Genomic DNA, 17,072 nt, shown 5'->3' with positions numbered 1-17,072 from the left:
TAACTAAAGTACACCGATTTATGATGAGTAGATTCCTTAATAAGCCTTCTTTCTATCGAAATTTAGCATGTAAGACGGTGTTGTTATAAGTGTTATTAATTGCATAAGCTTGATTTTAATATTAGTTTGATTTATAAAATAAGCGATCGTTCATTAACTTCATGATTATATTAGTTTTTACTAACCTTTAATAACATGGAGAAAGGCGATGAAAAAGAATCAAACACGCAACAGGTTAGCGAATTTAGTGCGACTTCGTAGGTCATAAAAAGCATCAGATTTTCTGGTGAGCTCTAACGAACTCCGAGTTAAGAAAGATGTGTACAGCTTACGTAAAATCAAACAGTTAGAAATTCGTCAATTGGGTCTTAAAGAAAACGCAATCAATATCGTTTCGTTGGCTTTAGTCCTCTCGGCTGCGACTTGGGCATTTGTTCCTCAGTTCGGTTTACCGATGCTTGCACTGACCTTTATCTTGGCGTTTGTTACATGGCGAAGATATGAGTTGCGTGCAGAGTTTAAAGGAGCCGATGAAACTGGCGACCATTGGGTTTCCGTGGCACGCGGTTGTACTCGCGAAGAGTTCAAAGTGTTGAAAAACGTTGAATTGGCTTTGCGCGATCAGGTGTCTTAATACTTTAGATTTCTTCGAATTTGGGCCTTGTTAATGCCAGGGTCTTATAACCGTTAAGCTCCCATAGTCAATAAAGCTCGTCATTGCATGGCGAGCTTTTTGTTTTCTGAAAAACACAGATAGTGCAGGTTACTTTGAGAGGCCAATGCTTATATGTGTAATGGGGATTGATATGAATCTTAAGTCACGGCATTTGTGATGCTCTTTGTGGTTTTGAATATAGGGAGAGGGTGGAAATGAATACACGAGTCAGTGAGAGTTCTTTTAAAAGGCTCATCCAGTTAGTTGGTTGTGTTTTGATTATAGTGTTGAGCAATAGTCGACTCTCCAATGCTCAAAGCATCGAGTTTCCTACTTGTGCGAAGAGTGAGGTTTTGAATACAGAGATCCATCTTTATGTTGATGAATCTGTATTAGCCGAATATTCCAAAGCATTTGTTGCCTCTAAAATAGCGACATGGGAAAGCTATTCGAATCTGGTGTTGAAAAACTCCTGCATTCCTATGACGCGAAAAGTCACCAAGGTGATTTATACGTCTGAAATTGACAGCCTTTGGTTTCAAGATTTGGGAGCAGCAGAGAGGTTATTAAAATTATCGATGGAAGAACCGATTCCAGAAACAACAGAAGACGGCGTCCCCATTTTTACTGAGATAGTATTTTCTAATTATAATTTTAGCTTTGAGTCTGATTATTGTGGTATGTCATCTTCGGTATCCTACTTTTTTTCTTTAGCGATAAACTGCCCTGATTACTTAATGGAGCATGAAATTGGCCATTTAAGTGGTGCTAATCATGACTATAAAACGTTATTGAAAGATTTTGATAGTATCGAAAGTTACATTTCTGGAACGTATCCAAGAGCTCCTCAATATTCCTTCGGTGCAATTTGTGCTGACAGAGGGACAGTGATGTCTTATGAGCGAGATGTTATACCTACATATTCCAGCCCGGACATCAGAGTGGATGGCATAAAGTGCGGGGATAGCAAATACCACAATAATGCGAGAGTGCTTAGAGAGTTCGCACAAGCTTATTTAACCCCATGATTGCCTCGCTGCTAGATTGGTAGTCATCCGATTTAGTTACTTTTATTATTAATGGTTATTATGAGATTACTAGCTGTTGTGGTCGAGATTAATCCCTCTAGAAGTTAGACCAAGAACCAAACTTAAGCACCAAACTAAGGAGAGAAAATGCAAGTAAGTATTAGGCCCGCCATGCCAAGCGAATTGGCAGCCATTTATGCCTTGGTTATCTCAAACGATGAGTGGACGAAGTTTAACGGCCCTTATTTCCCATATTCCCACCCGTCATTAGACGAATTTGAAAGCCGTTCGTTTCAACGGTTACTCAATGGATCCGACTTACAGTTGGTGGTTGTAGACGATGTGCCTGTAGGAACCGTCAGTTGTTATTGGGAGTGTGAAGAGACACGTTGGCTTGAAGTCGGAGTAGTCATTTATAACTCCGACTATTGGGGGAAGGGTATTGCTGCGTTAGCTCTTCCTCTTTGGGTATCTTACCTATTCGAAAACAAGCAGATAGAGCGTGTCGGTTTAACCACTTGGTCGGGTAATCCGCGGATGATGTCACTAGCCCTCAAATTAGGCTTCCAGCAAGAAGCTAGGCTAAGAAAAGTGCGTTATTACCAAGGAGAGTATTATGACTCGATTAAGTATGGTCTATTGCGTTCTGAGTGGCTGGAAAGCAAATAGCCATAATTTGAGTTAGCTTGTTGTTTTATTGAACTTTATAAGTCGTGTAGTTCAAAGTGGTCACTTGTGATCTTTAAATCTAAGACGGGCGTATTTCTTCCAGTTTATAAAGGAAGAGTATGCATGATGCTATCTAAAGAGAATGAATCAAGAATTATCGAAATGGCGTGGGAAGACCGAACGCCATTTGAGGCAATAGAGCACCAATTTGGTTTAAATGAATCGCAAGTGATTCGTTTTATGCGTAGCCATCTCAAGCTTGGTAGTTTTAAGCTGTGGCGCTCACGTGTTTCTGGGCGCTCGACCAAGCACGTAAAACTGCGCAGTTCGGGCGTTTCGAGAGGTTATTGTCCAACTCAGTACAAGCACCGTTAAATGAGGGGATGCCCAACCAGTATCCCAAATCAACACACAGATATGGGAAATGAAAGGAATGAAACAATTTTGCGCTCTACTTTTGGTGCTGCTTAGCTTCGGCATCAGTCATGTTCAAGCGAATGATACGCGACTTAAGCAAGCTTACGAAAATCACCAAAGCGACGTTCAGGTGCGCGGATCGGGTACGGTGTATCGAGTACTTCCTGATGATAATAAAGGCTCTCGACATCAGAAATTCATTTTGCGACTCGATAGCGGACAAACCTTGTTAGTCGCACATAATATTGACTTAGCGCCTCGTGTTCAGGGACTGGCAAAGGGCGATCGAGTTGAATTTTATGGTGAATATGAATGGAACAAGAAAGGTGGCGTAATGCACTGGACGCACAAAGACCCTCGTAATCATCACACTCATGGTTGGTTGAAGCATAACGGGAAAGTATACGAGTAAACACCTCCGAGACTTTTCCCTTCATGGCTATAAAATAAAAAGGAATTTTGATGTTTAAGCTGGAAACTGACAGGTTGATTCTTCGAGATATGAGTCTCGAAGACGAGTGTGCCTTTGTTGCGATGTCTCAAGACGCTAAGTATCAGCGTTTCTATGATGAAAGTGATTGCGAACCTAACAAATATCGAGAGCTAACTCAGTTGTTTGTTGCGCAGGCTTTGGAAGTTCCGCGCCAGTCTTTTCAATTAGCGGTTGAAAGCAAAGACTCGGGGAAGTTTATTGGAACCGTTTGTTTGCGCCTTGAGGGTAATCGACAAGCTTCGATGGGCTGTGCTTTCTCGAGGGAAGCTCAGGGAGCAGGGCTAAGTTTAGAGGCTGCAACAGCCCTAGCTAGTTTCGGTTTCTCAGAGTTAGGCATACACCGTATTTACGCGGAAACCATCAGCAAGAACTTGGCTGCGATTAAATTGTGTAAGGTGCTCGGAATGAGGCAAGAAGCGTATTTCAATCAACACCGATTTTTTAAAGGAAAGTGGTGGGATACAGTTGTGCTGGCAGTTCTACGTTCTGATTGGAAAAAGGCTTAGTGATGGAAAGTGAAAGGCTAAAATTAACCCCTCCATCATTAAAATACAGCAAAGAGATGTTTGAGGTGATAAATGAGTGCAAGGCCGAGTTTTCCCCATTCTTACCTTGGGTTTCTGATTCTCTAACTAAAGAGCAGCTAGGACTTAACATTCAAGATGCTACCAATAATTTCGCCAACTTTACTGGCGAGTTCTGGTTCAATATTATTGAAAAGCAAACAGGGGTATTTATCGGGGCTATTGGTTTTATGATAAGAGACGATACTGTCCCTTACTTTGAAATCGGCTATTGGTTGCGAACATCAAAAACGGGCTTGGGTTACGTGAGTGAAGCTGTCCGAATTATCGAAGAATATGCATTCACTCAAAAAGGTGCGAAAAGAGTCGAAATTAGGATGGCAGGCTCGAATCTTAAAAGTCAGGCCGTGGCCAAACGATGTGGCTATCAACTTGAAGATCGCTTAGCCAATGATCGACGTTTGCCATCAGGAGATATGGACAGCACGCTCGTTTACGCCAAAATAAGCCAGTCTTAAATGTGTGCTGTTGATTCTTAATGTGTGGCACTTTTATTGAGAGAAACCGTAAATTCCCAAGTACTCTGAAAGACCAACATTTAGCGCTTAGTTATCTGGCTCATCGTCTACAGTGACGTCACCATTCATTGAGTTGTAGTCAATGGAAATTCCCGTTACGACTCGATAATGATAGATACACTGATCCGTCTGTATATATTCAGCGATGTAGTCTGTATCTGTAGGCGAATTAAAGCTAGAAACACTAGGGGGATCAAGAAGTAGAGCGCCCCACACCGAAATGCAATCTTCGGTATTGTCCAGTCTTGGAAAGTCTTCTTCTGCGTACCATTGCTGGGCTGGATATCCCCATTCATTGAAATCGAGCTGACCTGTTGCAGATTCATCATAGATAGGTACATTCGTAGATGCACCGCCACCGTTTGAGGTTAAATTTTTTGAATAGGCAAAATCGACACCTGTTTTAAAAGAAGCGCCAGTGCCTTTCACAACTGCAATATGAGAATCAGTACTTACGTTGAGGAACCTTGGAGCAGCAGTTACGGCGAGTATTCCAAGGATCACAATAACGACAACAAGCTCAATAAGTGTAAAACCGTTCTTTTTCATTTAGCACCTCTTTTTAAGGCCGCTAGTATGCATTATAAGTTACTCTTACCAAAGGGAATATCCTTGTTTTAGTGGTAATTTAAATGCTCAATAATGAATGTTCTGATTAAGGTAACTTATATTTTATAAATTCAATGCGTATGGTTTAAGTGCTGTGTATCTCACTTTGATATTAATTTTAGTTCTATGAAGGTTTGGCAATTAATGAATATCGTTGAAACGGTAAAGCTTCATCTTTCAGACGTTGGTTATCCAGAGGCTAGTGTTAAAACAGGGCTGGTTCGATCTATATCGGCGCTCGTTTTTAAAACCATCAAAAATAAAGATATCTCTAATGTTTTGTCCCTGTGTACTCAATTGCTTGAAGAAAGGGATTGGGCGTTAGGTGTTATTGCTTACGACTGGGCTTTTAGAGTAAGAAAACAATATTCGAAAGAAACGTTTCCAATCTTTGAGCATTGGTTAATGGAGTATGTCACTGACTGGAATGATTGTGATGACTTCTGCACTCATGCGTTTGGTGAGTTACTGTCTCAATACAATGAGTTGTTCGAACTCACAACCAAATGGGTCGAGCATTCAAATTTTGCTGTACGTAGAGCTGCTGCTGTCATCTTAATTTATCCGATCAATCAGAATCGATACTTAGCGTTGGCTCCGCTTTGTGTAGCAGACCTATTGCTAGAAGATGGACATGACCTCGTGCAGAAAGGATATGGTTGGATGCTTAAAGTCCTCAGTAAAAAGGAACCTCAACAGGTTATTGGTTATTTAAACGCTAAGCATGCCGCAATACCAAGAGTTGCTTTTCGCTACGCGATTGAAAAGTTGGACGATAAAACTAAGCGAGAGTTAATGTTACTTTAACCACTGGCACTCCTCAAATCATCATCAGAATCCGGTGTGATTAATTATAACGATTAAAATAGGAACCCAAGGTGCAAGAACAAACTAGAGGGCTCGATGAAGACGGATTTATTCAAAATCTTTATTCGCCAAAGAACATTGCGCCTGAATTTCAAGAGGTGGTGACAGTAGTCATTGATTCGTTGTTAAAAGAACTCCCAGACCAAATAGATGGCATCTACTTGTACGGTAGTGTTCCAAGAGGAACGGCCATTGTTGGTCGCTCTGATTTGGATGTTTCGATCGTACTCGCTACGCCTATTGGTCAGAGAGAAAAGGAAGTATTTAACCTACTTTCCGACACCATACCCCAAACCTATCACTCAAGTGACTAAGCTTGATATTGATCCAGGGTCTGTCTCAGAGGTTCTGCAGCCCAACGAAGAATTCCATTGGCAGTTTTGGCTTAAGCATTGTTGCTGTTGTATTTGGGGGAATGATTTATCTACAAAGTTTCCACGATATAAGCTCAGTAATGAAATAGCCCAAGCTCTTAATGGCTATTTATCGACTTTTCTTAAGCAAATGACCCCGAATTTCAAAACAATGACTGATGCGGATGTCGTTAAGGTAATTGGCAAAAAGTTAGTGCGAGCGACGTATTACTTTGTGGCTGAGCAAGACGGCAGTTGGTACACCAATCTGAGCCAGTGCGCTGCAGTCGCCAAGCGTTACTACTCCAATCAAAGCGACGATATTGAGCTAGCTCATCAATATGCTCTTGGAAACTTGATATCTAAAACAGAAGCTTTTGAATTGTATGAAAGGCTGAGCAAAAAGCTGATTCGAGAGTAGGTGAATCGGCTAGTCAATTTGGGGGAATGGTGGTATATGCATACCACTTCGCATTTGTTTTATAAATTATAGTCAGTTTAATGTTTTAAAAACTGATGTGTTGTAGTTTCTCTCTTTCGTTATCGATAAGTGCTTGAGGAACAAGAATGTACGCCAATAAGTATTCAAATTTTTGGAGACGCTTCTTTGCTATCTGGATAGATTCAATCGTATTTTTGCCATTGGAATGGATAGATGATTACGTGCTTTCTGGAGTGATTAGTTCAGGTGGTGTTTTTGCTTGGGGAATTGTGAATTCACTAATAGGGATTACTTACTACGTTGGTATGCATGCCAAATATGGACAAACGATTGGTAAGATGGTCACGAGAGTAAAAGTGGTCGATGTATCTGAAAGCAGAAACCTAACCCTCAAACAGTCTTGTATGAGAGATATTGTCCCAATCATGCTTATACCTTTTAGTCTCTATGCTTATGCACAACTGTCGTTCTACGGACAAACCTGGGAAAGCTTAGAGCAAGGCCGAGTCTTTATTTTTGTTGGTTACGCAATGATAGGTTGGGTTCTTTTAGAGTTCATCTCTATGTTGTTTAATCACAAACGCAGAGCGATTCACGACTTCATTGCGGGTTCTGTTGTCGTAAAGAAAGTCTAAATATATAAACTATGGCCTAAGGAAACCCCCAATGGATGTACACGAGTGTGTTTCTTTTATCTTGCTCAACGAATCACAAGTATTGCTGGAGAAGCGAAGCGAGTCTAAGGTAAGCGTGTCATGAACACCGCATTCTAATCTTTCAGCACGAAGAATAAGATCATCTCTCCAACCCAAAGGAGAGTTGAAATGGCAAAACGACGCACCAACCTAGAATGGCAATCACTGTTTGAACAATATGAAAGTAGCAGTGTTACCCAACGCGCTTTTTGTGAAGAGCATGGACTGAGTTTATCCACGTTCTTCGCCAAACGGCGTCAACTCCAAACAGCAAACCAATCGGAATCTGTCGGATTTGTTAGAGCCGAAATCGTTGAAAAGACAACCAAGTATCAGGCCCAGATAGCTACGGCGAACATGACACTTCTCATCAATGATGTGGAGCTGAGCATTCCTCAAGGCACGCCAGCCACCTATCTTGCTGAACTCATTGGAGCGTTGTCATGAAAGGTATGCTCAGCGCTCCAGACATTTACCTTTATCGTGAAAGCGTCGATTTTAGAAAGTCCATCAACGGCCTTACAGCGATTATCGAAAATGATACTGACTTGCCTCTTGGCAGCGGTGCGCTGTTCCTGTTTACCAATAAACAGCGCGATAAGATTAAAGTGTTGTACTGGGATAAAACAGGCTTCGCCCTCTGGTATAAACGCCTTGAAAAAGCCAAGTATAAGTGGCCTTCAAAAGAGAAAAATCAGGTGTTTACCCTCACTCAATTTGAGCTTGATAGACTGCTTTCAGGCTTCACAATTATCGGCCACGAACCCATCAAAATAAACGATTTTACAATGAGTTAATCGATAATAAAGCCTTATTCTCCAAGCGTTAACGGCACGATTTTAGTATAATCAATGCTATGAAAAAGACGCCAAATATCAACCCAGAAAGCCAAGATGTTGCCGAGCTACAAGCGATGGTAGCTGCTCTGATGTCGGAGAAAAATGAGTGGAAACAAGAGCGCCAATCGCTGCTTGAACAACTCAAACTCGCCTTCGACCGTCAGTTCGCGAAACGCTCGGAGGTATTAAAGCCTTACGATGAATCACAAGGTGACCTCTTCAACGAAGCGGAGTGTGAAGCCGTTAAAGAAGACGAGGTTGAGGTGACAACCACGACCACAACGAAAAAGCGCGGTAAACGTAAACCTCTGCCTAAGACCTTGCCTCGTGAGGTTATCGAACTTGATGTAGACGACCATGAAAAGCAGTGCGCTTGCTGCAATCATAGCCTGCATAAAATCGGTGAAGACCGCAGCGAGAAGCTAGAGTTCACGCCAGCGGTACTCAAAGTGTTGGAATATGTTCGTCCTAAGTACGCTTGCCGCCAGTGCGAGAAAAAGGTGACAGCAGCCGTATCGTTCAAAAGCCATCCCCTCAGAGTCTCATCCCTAAAAGCTTCGCCACAGAAAGCTTGCTGACCAACATCATTCTTGGCAAATACCAATACGCGATGCCACTTTATCGCCAAGAATCGCTGTTTACCCAGTCGGGTATCGAGCTATCACGCACCACCATGGCAAGGTGGGTTATCCAAGTCAGTGAGAAGTTCGCCCCGCTGTATGCGGCCTTGAAGGATAACCTGCTTCAACAAGTGGTGGTTCAGGCGGATGAAACGCCGCTCAATGTGCTCAAAGAAGAGAAGAAGTGTTATATGTGGCTCTACTGCTCAGGCGCTGACTCACCCGAATCGGCACTGCCGAATGTGAAAAATATTGCCTTGTACGACTATCAAAACAGTCGCGCGAGGGCGTGTCCCGTGGACTTTTTAGGTGACTACAACGGTTATCTACAAACCGATGGCTACGCGGCTTATGATGGTCTGCATCACGTCACCAATGTAGGGTGCTTAACGCATGCTCGTCGCAAGTTCATGGATGCGAAGAAGCTTCAAGGGAAAGGTAAATCAGGCAAGGCTGATAAGGCGCTGGCTAAAATCCAAAAACTCTACGGGATAGAATCACGCTTAAAAGGTGCGCCTGCCCAAGAGCGAAAAGCAGAGCGTCAAGCGCTTGCCAAGCCGATACTGGATGAGCTTTACCAATGGATGACGACCCAGAAGGTGATTGGCTCTAGCCCACTAGGCAAAGCGATAAAATATACGCTTGGGCAGTGGTCAAAGCTTATTCGTTATATCGACGATGGTCACTTATCTATTGATAATAATCGCGCTGAACGCGCAATTAAACCACTGGTCATTGGCAGGAAGAACTGGCTGTTCTCTAACACACCAAACGGTGCTGATGCGAGCGCGATGCTTTACAGCATCATCGAGACCGCGAAAGCCAACAGTCTTATCCTCTACGACTACATGGTCAAGTGCATGAAAGAGCTGGCGAAAGCTGAGCCTGATATCGACGCACTCCTGCCTTGGAACTTCAAACACTGACAAGTCGCCCCGTGGGTTCATGGGGCGGATACAGTCTAAGGAGACCGATCCTGGCCTAATCACCATACCTGGTGGTCATATTGAGCACGGTGAGAATCAGGTTCAGGCGCTGTTTCGTGAACTTGATGAAGAGCTTAATGTAGTTCCTATTCATTACGAATACTTGTGCTCGCTTTACCATCCAACAACAGAGATCCAGTTGATTCACTACTTTGTTGTGACCCAGTGGAAAGGAGATATCACAGCTCAAGAGGCTGATGATGTTGCGTGGTATTCACTAGGTTCAGCTCATGTTGGTATAGCAGCTGATGGTATTGCTTTAAAAGAAGTAGAGCGAATAGGGATGTATCTTTAGGTATGTGGTGTTAAGAGACTTTACGACGTTTTTGAGAGCTCAAAAACTGTGAAACCCCCGATGTTGGTAGTAATCTTAGCTGTATGATATTGATTTATATGCATTTCATGTATTTAGAGCTGGTGGTTAAGCTCTAATTGGCCTAAAAAACGGTTAAAAAGGCCAGTGAAATAGTTAAATAAAATCAATGGATTAGCAACTTGGCACTAATGTATTAGTCCACCCTAAAGTGGGCTTGAAATCGATTCGTTGAATCATTTTACGTTTTGGGAATCCTTTTCGTTAATTGCTGCGCAAATAGAATGTCACTGAAAAAATCGTGCATAGTTTTTCTACCAGTAGATGAAAAATCTTAATTTTCATGTAGTGAGAAAGGTAAGGAGAACGACATGGCGACACGTAAAATCAGACCTAGACAATTTATTGATGAGTTTTACCCTGACTCAGGGATATGCAATACCACCATCATAAACTGGATTAAACACGGCAAGCTTGAGGGCACTAGAACGCCAACGGGCCGATATTTAGTTTGTGTTGACGACGAGGTAGGGAACCCTGCAGACAGGGTGAGTGAACTTCTAAGATTCTTGGAGTCATAAATGGTTGGTAGAGCTAGAAGCAAAGAAACGGCTCATTACCCTCCATTCTTGGTGAAAATGAGCCATAGGGGTCAATCTCGATTTCGGTTTACGACCGTAGATGGTGTGAAGAAGCTATTTCCTATCGGAACTGTAGAGCAAGAAGCGATACAAGCTGCGCATGTTTATAACTTGCAATATCGTCCTGAACTAGGAAGCGCATTTTCCCTTTCTGAGATGACCCCATTTCGCAAAGCTGTCTCTAAAGGTCGCAAGGATAAATTCAATCGGCCTTTAAAAGGTTGGCTTCCATTAGTGTTGTCTCGTGTGAAGAAAGAAGAACGGCTTTCCAAAGACGTTTATCGAAATTTGGAGAGGGACTGCTACCGCCTTGATGAGTTCATGGGGCGGTTGCCAACCAAATCGATCAAGTTACAGCACATCAATGAGTTTCTTTCGAAATACTATTCAGAGTTAAGTAATCGTCAGCTCAACAATAAGATCAGTAATCTCAAAAAGGTATTTTCCTACCTTGCCGATGAAAGCGCTATAGAGAGTAATTTTGTACTCAATAAAAAACAGCGTCGATTGACCAGAGAAGATTACACAAAGGCTCGCCACGACCTAGATATCGAAAACTACCAAAAGATCTACGATGCAGCGCCACTGTTTCTTAAGGTTGCAATGAGCCTAACTCTTGAGACGACTCATGCTGTGAGGGAGATCTATAGGCTTCGTTATCGGATATACAAACCACGTGAAGGCGTTTGTGGGATTCTTTGGAACCCTGACAAAGAGGTGGAGTATGTTGATGGGCATGCTGTCTATGGAATGCTTTATGTTCACCGAGAGAAGGTGAAAAAGTCCGATGCTTCCACTGTGGCCATTCCTGTCACCCAGACTATTAAAGACATTGTCGACCTTTCTAAAACATCGAGATTGATTTGCCCTTATATCGTTCACCGTAAACCTAAACAGCAGCAACGTGGCATTTCAAAAGAGACCGACCATCTTTACCAAGTAAATCACCACAACATAAGTAAAGAGTTCAGTAAGGTTCGAGACTCTTTAGGGCTTTATAGTCACCTAAAGAAATCGTTAAGGCCGACCTATCATGAAATTCGAGGGCTGGCTGCTCGAATGATTGAACAGCAAGGGCAGAGTGCTACCGAGCGAATGGCGCATGCGAACGCAAAAACAACAAAAATCTATACAGGCACAAGTGACATTGTTTGGCATCAAGTACCACCTGTTGAGGTTATGCCGAAAAGTGGCCAGAAATGATTTGTGTTAGTTGTTTAGTTTTGGAGGACTTCGGAATCCGAATAGCATTAAATGGCGGCACAATTCGGATTCCGAATTATTAGATTAAGGAAATACGACTTGAGTTCCTTCACCACAAGAGCAAGCAATTGAGTACGTGTTCTTTTTCTTACTGACTTTAGCTGAATTAGATTGGCAAGAATGGCAACTAATACGCATTGCAGTATTCACCTTACATTGTGGGCAGTAGACGTAATACCCATACTTTCCATACCTCGGCTCGGTCTGCGGGCTTTGACACTTCTTACAATTAAAACCATGCCTTATTTGTGGAACCTTGGCCTCTTCAATTATTTCTTCGGCCTGAACCAAGTCTACCTTTTCAGTTTCGCTCAATTCTGCGATATGTACTTTGGGGGCCGGAGAGAACGTAGGCACATGTTGTTCGTTTAGAAAGTGAACTAGGCGGTACAGTTCATCACGATTAAACGTAGGATTCGGATTTAGTATTGAACCTACGCGGTGCTTTTTGATGAGACTCTTAGCGCAGCTACCAATAGATTCGGCTTTAATGAGCTTCTTCGATATATCTTTAGGGATAGAAGTTCGATCGATTAGAGCGTCATTGGACGCGGCACAGAGTTGATCCCAACAGCGACCACCAAAGTACCCTTGTAAAAATGCAATCCGGTCTAGTAACGACTTAGCGTTGTCATTTAAAAGTGCTTTCAATAGTTTGGTTTGTAACTTAGCTTGTTCGATAGGCGAGGGCATTCCTGTCCATTTCCCTCTTACGGTTCGACTCCATTCGAGTTGATTGTTGACCTTAACCTCACCACGAATCGATTTCGACTCAATAATGATAAATCCTTTGTTATAAAGGACTAAGTGATCGATCTGAGCAGTTTCATTTTTAAACTGTATGCGTAGGTCATTAATAATGAAAACGTCATTTGCATCTGCAAACTCTCTGCGTAAGTAAAACGCGACATCTTGCTCTACTTTTGCGCCAGCTTTCTGTTGAAGACTGTTGTCGATTTTTGAATCTCTATCCTTAGTAATCATTCTTTATTCCTGCTTTTTTATAAATGCAGTTTACCATGCAGTCTTGTTCATATTGATGGTGTGTATGTTTTTGAGACATATGTTCTTTTTCGAACACTGTTATTGATGAAAATTGTGAAATATCTCTTTTCGAAAGCTCGAAGTAGAGAGTGGGAAACCTGCAACTCGCTGTTTAATAATGTGTTTGTTAGGCATCCCGTTATTGTGCGTGTTAGGGCGTTGTGAGCGCCATGAAAGTTGTAAATAGGTAATGGTGGCGCAACAATAAGAGGTGATACGTAGCCATTGCTGCAGAGAAAAACACACACATAAATTGTTATTGAGCTTTTGGAGTGACTAGAGGCCTCAGCCTTAAGAGCAGGTGATAGTGCCCTGTTTCGTGATTATGAAGTCATTTCAGAATTCGGAATCCGAATTTCATTTATCGTTATTTTACGAATATTCTTGATAATGGGCTAACAACGCCATTGGCGCCTCTATCAATGATGTGAGTATAGATTTGCGTTGTCTTCAAATCGGTGTGCCCAAGTTGTTCTTGAACGGTTCTGATATCCGCTCCGCTTTGAAGAAGGTGCGTAGCGAATGAGTGCCTTAAAGTATGACACGAGATGTTTTTCTCAATGTTGGCTTTTTGGCCTGCTACCTTAATGTGTTTTTGAAGTGCTGTTGGGTGAATATGGTGTCTACGTAGCTCGCCTGTTTGTAAATCTGGCGACAAACGACTAGAGGGAAAGAGGAATTGCCAATTTAGGCTCCTTTCTGCGCTCGGGTACTTTCTAGCAAGAGCTTCAGGTATGTATACACCAGAGAAAACTGTGTCATTCATGTCTTGATGATAGTAACTCGCCGATCTCTGTTGCTGCTGTTTGATAGCGGGGAAAAGCTCTGGTGCTATTGTCACTATGCGGTTTTTACCTCCTTTCCCTTGCCATACACGTACAGATTTATATGCATAATCGATATCTTGTATACGTAAGCGTAGACACTCCATTAAACGCAACCCTGATCCATACATTAATTGATAAGGTAATTTGTAGTTAGGTGAACAGTGATTGAATAGCCTTCCAATCTCTTCTGGAGTCATGACTGTTGGCAGTTTTCGTGATTTATCTGAGCGTCGAAACTGCATATCAAGCTTTATGGGTTCTTGAATAATTTCTTTGTATAAAAAGACTAATGCATTGAGAGCTAGACTTTGCGTTTTCCTCGCTGACTTTTTGTTAACAACTAGGTGTGTTAGGAAATCCTCCACATGCCTGGAAGTTAAGCCCTTTGGGTGCTTTTTATCATGATAAAGAATGTATTGGTGAATCCAATAAATGTACGCCTCCTTTGTACGAAGGGCATAGTGCCGTCCAAGCATATATTCTTGTATATACGATAGAAATGGTGATTTTTTCATTAAACTTTAACTGGCTATCTATACATGAGTTTCAGTTTGGCACATCAATTCATGCTATATAGAAAAATTCTGTATTTTGGGATGTAGGCAGAGAGCTGTAGTGCTTAAGTTACTGTTAGTTTTCATAAAAACGGGGTATCGTTTACGTCATTGAGATACTAGACAGAATAATTCTGTATTTAAGTGCAGAATTTTTCTGTCTAATATAGCTGTTAGTTGTAAGGAGTTATATTGGAATTTTATGAATTGAAAAAGGTTAATGTGTCAGCTGAATTCAGTGATGCGAAGCGAATAGCGACAGATTTACTTGAATATTTATCGCGCTCAGATATCGCCGATAAGATCAAAAATGCACATCAATTCAATGCAAAAAGCCATGATATTCAAGATATCTTCTTGCCGAAATGTCTTGAACTCGGCATGACTAGCGAAAAGAAAGGTTTGTTCGTAGATCAAACGGTTACAAGGTTAAGACCTGACTATTATGTGGAAATTGGCAATACAGGTTTGATCATGGAGGTTGAGCGAGGTAAAACCACAGCTAATAACATGGACCTCCTCGATATCTGGAAATGCCACTTGTGTAAAAAAGCGAACTATTTATTACTTGTTGTCCCAGTGTATAGAGAGTCAGGAAATGGTAGTCGACAGAAAATTTTTGAACATGTAGTAAAACGCTTAAGTACATTCTTTGAGCCTGAAAATTACGTCAATGTTGAAGCTGCTTTTATTATTGGCTACGAGTAAGCTTTGAATATTGCAACTAACAAATTGTTCAAGAGTGATTCGGCACGCGTGGCATTTTTACCATGCGTCAGGTTTAGCGGTTAAGGTGGTATACAGAGGCTCCGGTATTGCGTGCCTCACACCTTAACAAGGCTACATGGATTCCCCCGGTTGTCAAACATCCGCTAAACTTATGTTGATGGGTTTTGGACTGCCGCTCTACATTCGGCCTACTTATCGACGATTCGCATACGTCGTGGCCCTGATGACTTGCGCGACTGCGGTGCCTTATTCGTTAGATGACATCTAGTGTGTCCGCCGCATTAACAGGCTCTCCGCAAGTGGTCTTAACCTATCTCCATCATTAGCGTCTGCAATGACCCGGTGGGTTTAACTCTTTATGCTGCTTAGGTTTTTACTTAAGCAGCATAGTTTTCATATTCTGTTTGATTGTGTAAAAGCGACCATATAATTCGTGCGTTCTTCGCGGCAAGTGCCACTATCGCTCGGTTCATTCCTCTCCGCTCTAGAACGCCCCGACACCACTGACTTAACTTATCTTGCTTGTCGCCAAGGTTGGCAATCACGGTCCTTGCGCCGTGAACTAATAGTGTTCGTAAGTATTTGTCGCCGTGTTTGGTTATCCGACCTAAGCGAGGCTTTCCTCCCGTCGAATATTGTTTTGGTACGAGTCCTAGCCAAGCAGAGAAATCACGGCTTTTATCAAATTGAGAACCGTTGCCTATCGAAGCAAGTATCGCAGTAGCGGTTTGCGGTCCAATACCTCGAACTTTCATCACTCGTTGAACATTAGCGCTGACCTTAGCAAAAGAGTCGAAGACTTGTTCAGTATCGGCGATACGTTGATTCAACTCTCCAAGGTGGTGATAAGCATCGGCAATCACCGTTCTTGCGAGATGTGGCAGTTCATTTTCTGCATCTTCAAGCATTAAGGGAACGTGTTTCATTAATGAAGAGCGGCCAACAGGAATGATCAACCCGAATTCAGAGAGTAAGGCACGCATGCGATTCATAAGCGCGGTGCGTTCACGAACCCAATGCTCTCTCATTCTATGTACCGATAAGATGGCTTGTTGCTCGGGGGATTTTACGGGTACAAAGCGAGTGGATGGTCGCTGAACAGCTTCGCATATGGCAACAGCATCATTAAGGTCGTTCTTTCCCTTGGTTCGATAAGGAATTACGTATTTTACGGCCATAATACGGGCGTCGTGACCGAGTTTATTGAGTGTTCTTGCCCAATAATGTGCACCACCACACGCTTCAACGCCTATACGCATGAGTGGCATATTTGCTATTGTAGTCAGTAGTTTAGAGCGGGTTACTGACTTATGAAGTATGACCTTACCATTTTGGTCTACGGCATGAAGACTAAAGTGGTTTTTAGCTAGGTCGATACCGCAGAAATAAGAATAATCAGACATGGTGCCTCCGATGCATTTAAGTACCACATAAGTGTGGCAGATCCTCGGGAGGGGGAATCCATGTCATTCGTTATGTTCTCTTGTGTGAAATTGATCTAAGTCCTAATTTGGTGGCAAATTCCATACTCTTCATATCAAACTGATTGCGTTATTTGAGCTATCTAATTTAACCTGTTATCGAATGTTGTAAGTAGAAGGATACTTTCCGTGATTAACATTTCTTGTGATGTAAAAGGCATAAATAACGCTATTGAAAAAGCAGCTTTATCTAGTGTGGTTGACAACGTTAAGAAAACAGTTGGTTCTGTTCGCTGCAAAGAGCATGGCAAAGCACCAAAAGTTAAAATAAAGGGTAATAGCCTCAGTAAATTAAGCTTTGAAGTTGACGGCTGTTGTGAAGGCGTAATTGAGCAAGTAAAGAAGAAGCTTAAATAACTTTAGGACGAACATAACAATCTGTTTAAGAGTGATTCGCAACGCTTGGTAGTTTCGCTTCGCTCAAGTTAGGCTTTGTTGCGTAATT

The 17,072-nt window shown here is 42.2% G+C and carries 20 protein-coding genes and 3 pseudogenes; 19 read left to right on the top strand and 4 right to left on the bottom strand.

Translation table 11 applies throughout. The annotated features are described in order from the left end of the window. Positions 1-283: 283 nt before the first annotated feature. The 7 genes from AACT19_RS04210 (at position 284) to AACT19_RS04180 (ending at position 4,304) form a co-directional block, all read left to right on the top strand. Positions 284-634, top strand: a complete 351-nt coding sequence (locus tag AACT19_RS04210; protein ID WP_242658930.1) for a hypothetical protein — start codon at positions 284-286, stop codon at positions 632-634. A 236-nt stretch (positions 635-870) separates the two neighbouring features. Beyond that, positions 871-1,683 (top strand): hypothetical protein, encoded by an 813-nt coding sequence (locus AACT19_RS04205; RefSeq protein WP_076645442.1) that lies wholly within the window; start codon positions 871-873, stop codon positions 1,681-1,683. A 147-nt stretch (positions 1,684-1,830) separates the two neighbouring features. After that, positions 1,831-2,352, top strand: coding sequence for a GNAT family N-acetyltransferase (locus AACT19_RS04200; RefSeq protein ID WP_076645440.1), 522 nt, complete (start codon positions 1,831-1,833; stop codon positions 2,350-2,352). Between the two features lie 123 nt (positions 2,353-2,475). Further along, positions 2,476-2,727, top strand: coding sequence for a TIGR03643 family protein (locus tag AACT19_RS04195; RefSeq protein ID WP_054546617.1), 252 nt, complete (start codon positions 2,476-2,478; stop codon positions 2,725-2,727). 58 nt (positions 2,728-2,785) lie between these two features. Continuing rightward, the gene (locus AACT19_RS04190; RefSeq protein ID WP_017067223.1) at positions 2,786-3,181 is read left to right on the top strand and encodes a DUF3465 domain-containing protein; all 396 of its coding nucleotides are present in this window, start codon (positions 2,786-2,788) and stop codon (positions 3,179-3,181) included. 50 nt (positions 3,182-3,231) lie between these two features. Continuing rightward, positions 3,232-3,768, top strand: coding sequence for a GNAT family N-acetyltransferase (locus AACT19_RS04185; protein ID WP_076645438.1), 537 nt, complete (start codon positions 3,232-3,234; stop codon positions 3,766-3,768). 2 nt (positions 3,769-3,770) lie between these two features. Then, complete coding sequence (locus AACT19_RS04180; protein ID WP_076645436.1) at positions 3,771-4,304, top strand: GNAT family N-acetyltransferase; 534 nt, start codon at positions 3,771-3,773, stop codon at positions 4,302-4,304. A gap of 87 nt (positions 4,305-4,391) precedes the next feature. Here the strand turns inward: AACT19_RS04180 and AACT19_RS04175 are convergent, their stop codons facing one another. Continuing rightward, positions 4,392-4,913 (bottom strand): type II secretion system protein, encoded by a 522-nt coding sequence (locus tag AACT19_RS04175; RefSeq protein ID WP_076645434.1) that lies wholly within the window; start codon positions 4,911-4,913, stop codon positions 4,392-4,394. Positions 4,914-5,117: 204 nt separating this feature from the next. On the opposite strand from AACT19_RS04175, the gene AACT19_RS04170 reads away from it, so the two are divergent. From AACT19_RS04170 to AACT19_RS04125, 10 genes and pseudogenes are all read left to right on the top strand, one after another. Continuing rightward, positions 5,118-5,780: a DNA alkylation repair protein gene (locus tag AACT19_RS04170; RefSeq protein ID WP_076645432.1), complete on the top strand. Its 663-nt coding sequence runs from the start codon at positions 5,118-5,120 to the stop codon at positions 5,778-5,780. A 71-nt stretch (positions 5,781-5,851) separates the two neighbouring features. Further along, a pseudogene (locus tag AACT19_RS04165) lies at positions 5,852-6,614 on the top strand (nucleotidyltransferase domain-containing protein). 146 nt (positions 6,615-6,760) lie between these two features. Continuing rightward, positions 6,761-7,270: an RDD family protein gene (locus tag AACT19_RS04160; protein ID WP_076645430.1), complete on the top strand. Its 510-nt coding sequence runs from the start codon at positions 6,761-6,763 to the stop codon at positions 7,268-7,270. A gap of 31 nt (positions 7,271-7,301) precedes the next feature. Next, positions 7,302-7,379 (top strand): annotated as a pseudogene (locus AACT19_RS04155) (NTP pyrophosphohydrolase); the annotation flags it as partial. An 80-nt stretch (positions 7,380-7,459) separates the two neighbouring features. Continuing rightward, complete coding sequence (gene tnpA / locus AACT19_RS04150) at positions 7,460-7,777, top strand: IS66 family insertion sequence element accessory protein TnpA (RefSeq protein ID WP_017037717.1); 318 nt, start codon at positions 7,460-7,462, stop codon at positions 7,775-7,777. Next, positions 7,774-8,127, top strand: a complete 354-nt coding sequence (gene tnpB / locus AACT19_RS04145; RefSeq protein ID WP_076645428.1) for an IS66 family insertion sequence element accessory protein TnpB — start codon at positions 7,774-7,776, stop codon at positions 8,125-8,127. Before tnpA ends, tnpB begins: the two co-directional genes overlap by 4 nt. A 59-nt stretch (positions 8,128-8,186) precedes the next feature. Further along, positions 8,187-9,715, top strand: a pseudogene (tnpC, locus tag AACT19_RS04140) (IS66 family transposase). Positions 9,716-9,734: 19 nt separating this feature from the next. Further along, on the top strand, positions 9,735-10,070 hold the full coding sequence (locus tag AACT19_RS04135) for an NUDIX hydrolase (protein WP_076645426.1): 336 nt from the start codon (positions 9,735-9,737) through the stop codon (positions 10,068-10,070). Between the two features lie 389 nt (positions 10,071-10,459). After that, positions 10,460-10,669, top strand: a complete 210-nt coding sequence (locus AACT19_RS04130) for a hypothetical protein (RefSeq protein WP_076645424.1) — start codon at positions 10,460-10,462, stop codon at positions 10,667-10,669. Continuing rightward, entirely contained in the window at positions 10,670-11,932 is a 1,263-nt protein-coding gene (locus AACT19_RS04125; RefSeq protein WP_076645422.1) for an integrase, read from the top strand. Positions 11,933-12,016: 84 nt separating this feature from the next. On the opposite strand, the gene AACT19_RS04120 is transcribed toward AACT19_RS04125, so the two are convergent. After that, on the bottom strand, positions 12,017-12,976 hold the full coding sequence (locus AACT19_RS04120; protein ID WP_076645420.1) for a nuclease-related domain-containing protein: 960 nt from the start codon (positions 12,974-12,976) through the stop codon (positions 12,017-12,019). Positions 12,977-13,403: 427 nt separating this feature from the next. Next, positions 13,404-14,378 (bottom strand): integron integrase, encoded by a 975-nt coding sequence (locus tag AACT19_RS04115; protein ID WP_076645418.1) that lies wholly within the window; start codon positions 14,376-14,378, stop codon positions 13,404-13,406. A gap of 231 nt (positions 14,379-14,609) precedes the next feature. Between AACT19_RS04115 and AACT19_RS04110 the strand changes: the two genes are divergently transcribed. Next, entirely contained in the window at positions 14,610-15,125 is a 516-nt protein-coding gene (locus AACT19_RS04110) for a hypothetical protein (protein ID WP_076645416.1), read from the top strand. Positions 15,126-15,523: 398 nt separating this feature from the next. On the opposite strand, the gene AACT19_RS04105 is transcribed toward AACT19_RS04110, so the two are convergent. After that, entirely contained in the window at positions 15,524-16,549 is a 1,026-nt protein-coding gene (locus tag AACT19_RS04105) for an IS110-like element ISVisp6 family transposase (protein ID WP_004730315.1), read from the bottom strand. A 207-nt stretch (positions 16,550-16,756) separates the two neighbouring features. Here AACT19_RS04105 and AACT19_RS04100 point away from each other — a divergent pair, with 207 nt between their 5' ends. Then, positions 16,757-16,984, top strand: coding sequence for a hypothetical protein (locus AACT19_RS04100; protein WP_045459997.1), 228 nt, complete (start codon positions 16,757-16,759; stop codon positions 16,982-16,984). Positions 16,985-17,072: the final 88 nt, after the last annotated feature.

The organism is Vibrio sp. 10N.222.47.A9 (genome assembly GCF_963872585.1).
Lineage (GTDB): Bacteria > Pseudomonadota > Gammaproteobacteria > Enterobacterales > Vibrionaceae > Vibrio > Vibrio splendidus.
The sequence above is the reverse complement of the archived record's forward strand: the minus strand, read 5'-3'. Positions and strand labels throughout refer to the sequence as shown.

Excerpts from the sequence above, each read along its gene's own strand:
- AACT19_RS04205 (WP_076645442.1), top strand. The coding sequence starts at position 871 with ATGAATACACGAGTCAGTGAGAGTTCTTTTAAAAGGCTCATCCAGTTA.
- AACT19_RS04200 (WP_076645440.1), top strand. The coding sequence starts at position 1,831 with ATGCAAGTAAGTATTAGGCCCGCCATGCCAAGCGAATTGGCAGCCATT.
- AACT19_RS04195 (WP_054546617.1), top strand. The coding sequence starts at position 2,476 with ATGATGCTATCTAAAGAGAATGAATCAAGAATTATCGAAATGGCGTGG.
- AACT19_RS04190 (WP_017067223.1), top strand. The coding sequence starts at position 2,786 with ATGAAACAATTTTGCGCTCTACTTTTGGTGCTGCTTAGCTTCGGCATC.
- AACT19_RS04185 (WP_076645438.1), top strand. The coding sequence starts at position 3,232 with ATGTTTAAGCTGGAAACTGACAGGTTGATTCTTCGAGATATGAGTCTC.
- AACT19_RS04180 (WP_076645436.1), top strand. The coding sequence starts at position 3,771 with ATGGAAAGTGAAAGGCTAAAATTAACCCCTCCATCATTAAAATACAGC.
- AACT19_RS04175 (WP_076645434.1), bottom strand. The coding sequence starts at position 4,913 with ATGAAAAAGAACGGTTTTACACTTATTGAGCTTGTTGTCGTTATTGTG.
- AACT19_RS04170 (WP_076645432.1), top strand. The coding sequence starts at position 5,118 with ATGAATATCGTTGAAACGGTAAAGCTTCATCTTTCAGACGTTGGTTAT.
- AACT19_RS04160 (WP_076645430.1), top strand. The coding sequence starts at position 6,761 with ATGTACGCCAATAAGTATTCAAATTTTTGGAGACGCTTCTTTGCTATC.
- tnpA (WP_017037717.1), top strand. The coding sequence starts at position 7,460 with ATGGCAAAACGACGCACCAACCTAGAATGGCAATCACTGTTTGAACAA.
- tnpB (WP_076645428.1), top strand. The coding sequence starts at position 7,774 with ATGAAAGGTATGCTCAGCGCTCCAGACATTTACCTTTATCGTGAAAGC.
- AACT19_RS04135 (WP_076645426.1), top strand. The coding sequence starts at position 9,735 with ATGGGGCGGATACAGTCTAAGGAGACCGATCCTGGCCTAATCACCATA.
- AACT19_RS04130 (WP_076645424.1), top strand. The coding sequence starts at position 10,460 with ATGGCGACACGTAAAATCAGACCTAGACAATTTATTGATGAGTTTTAC.
- AACT19_RS04125 (WP_076645422.1), top strand. The coding sequence starts at position 10,670 with ATGGTTGGTAGAGCTAGAAGCAAAGAAACGGCTCATTACCCTCCATTC.
- AACT19_RS04120 (WP_076645420.1), bottom strand. The coding sequence starts at position 12,976 with ATGATTACTAAGGATAGAGATTCAAAAATCGACAACAGTCTTCAACAG.
- AACT19_RS04115 (WP_076645418.1), bottom strand. The coding sequence starts at position 14,378 with ATGAAAAAATCACCATTTCTATCGTATATACAAGAATATATGCTTGGA.
- AACT19_RS04105 (WP_004730315.1), bottom strand. The coding sequence starts at position 16,549 with ATGTCTGATTATTCTTATTTCTGCGGTATCGACCTAGCTAAAAACCAC.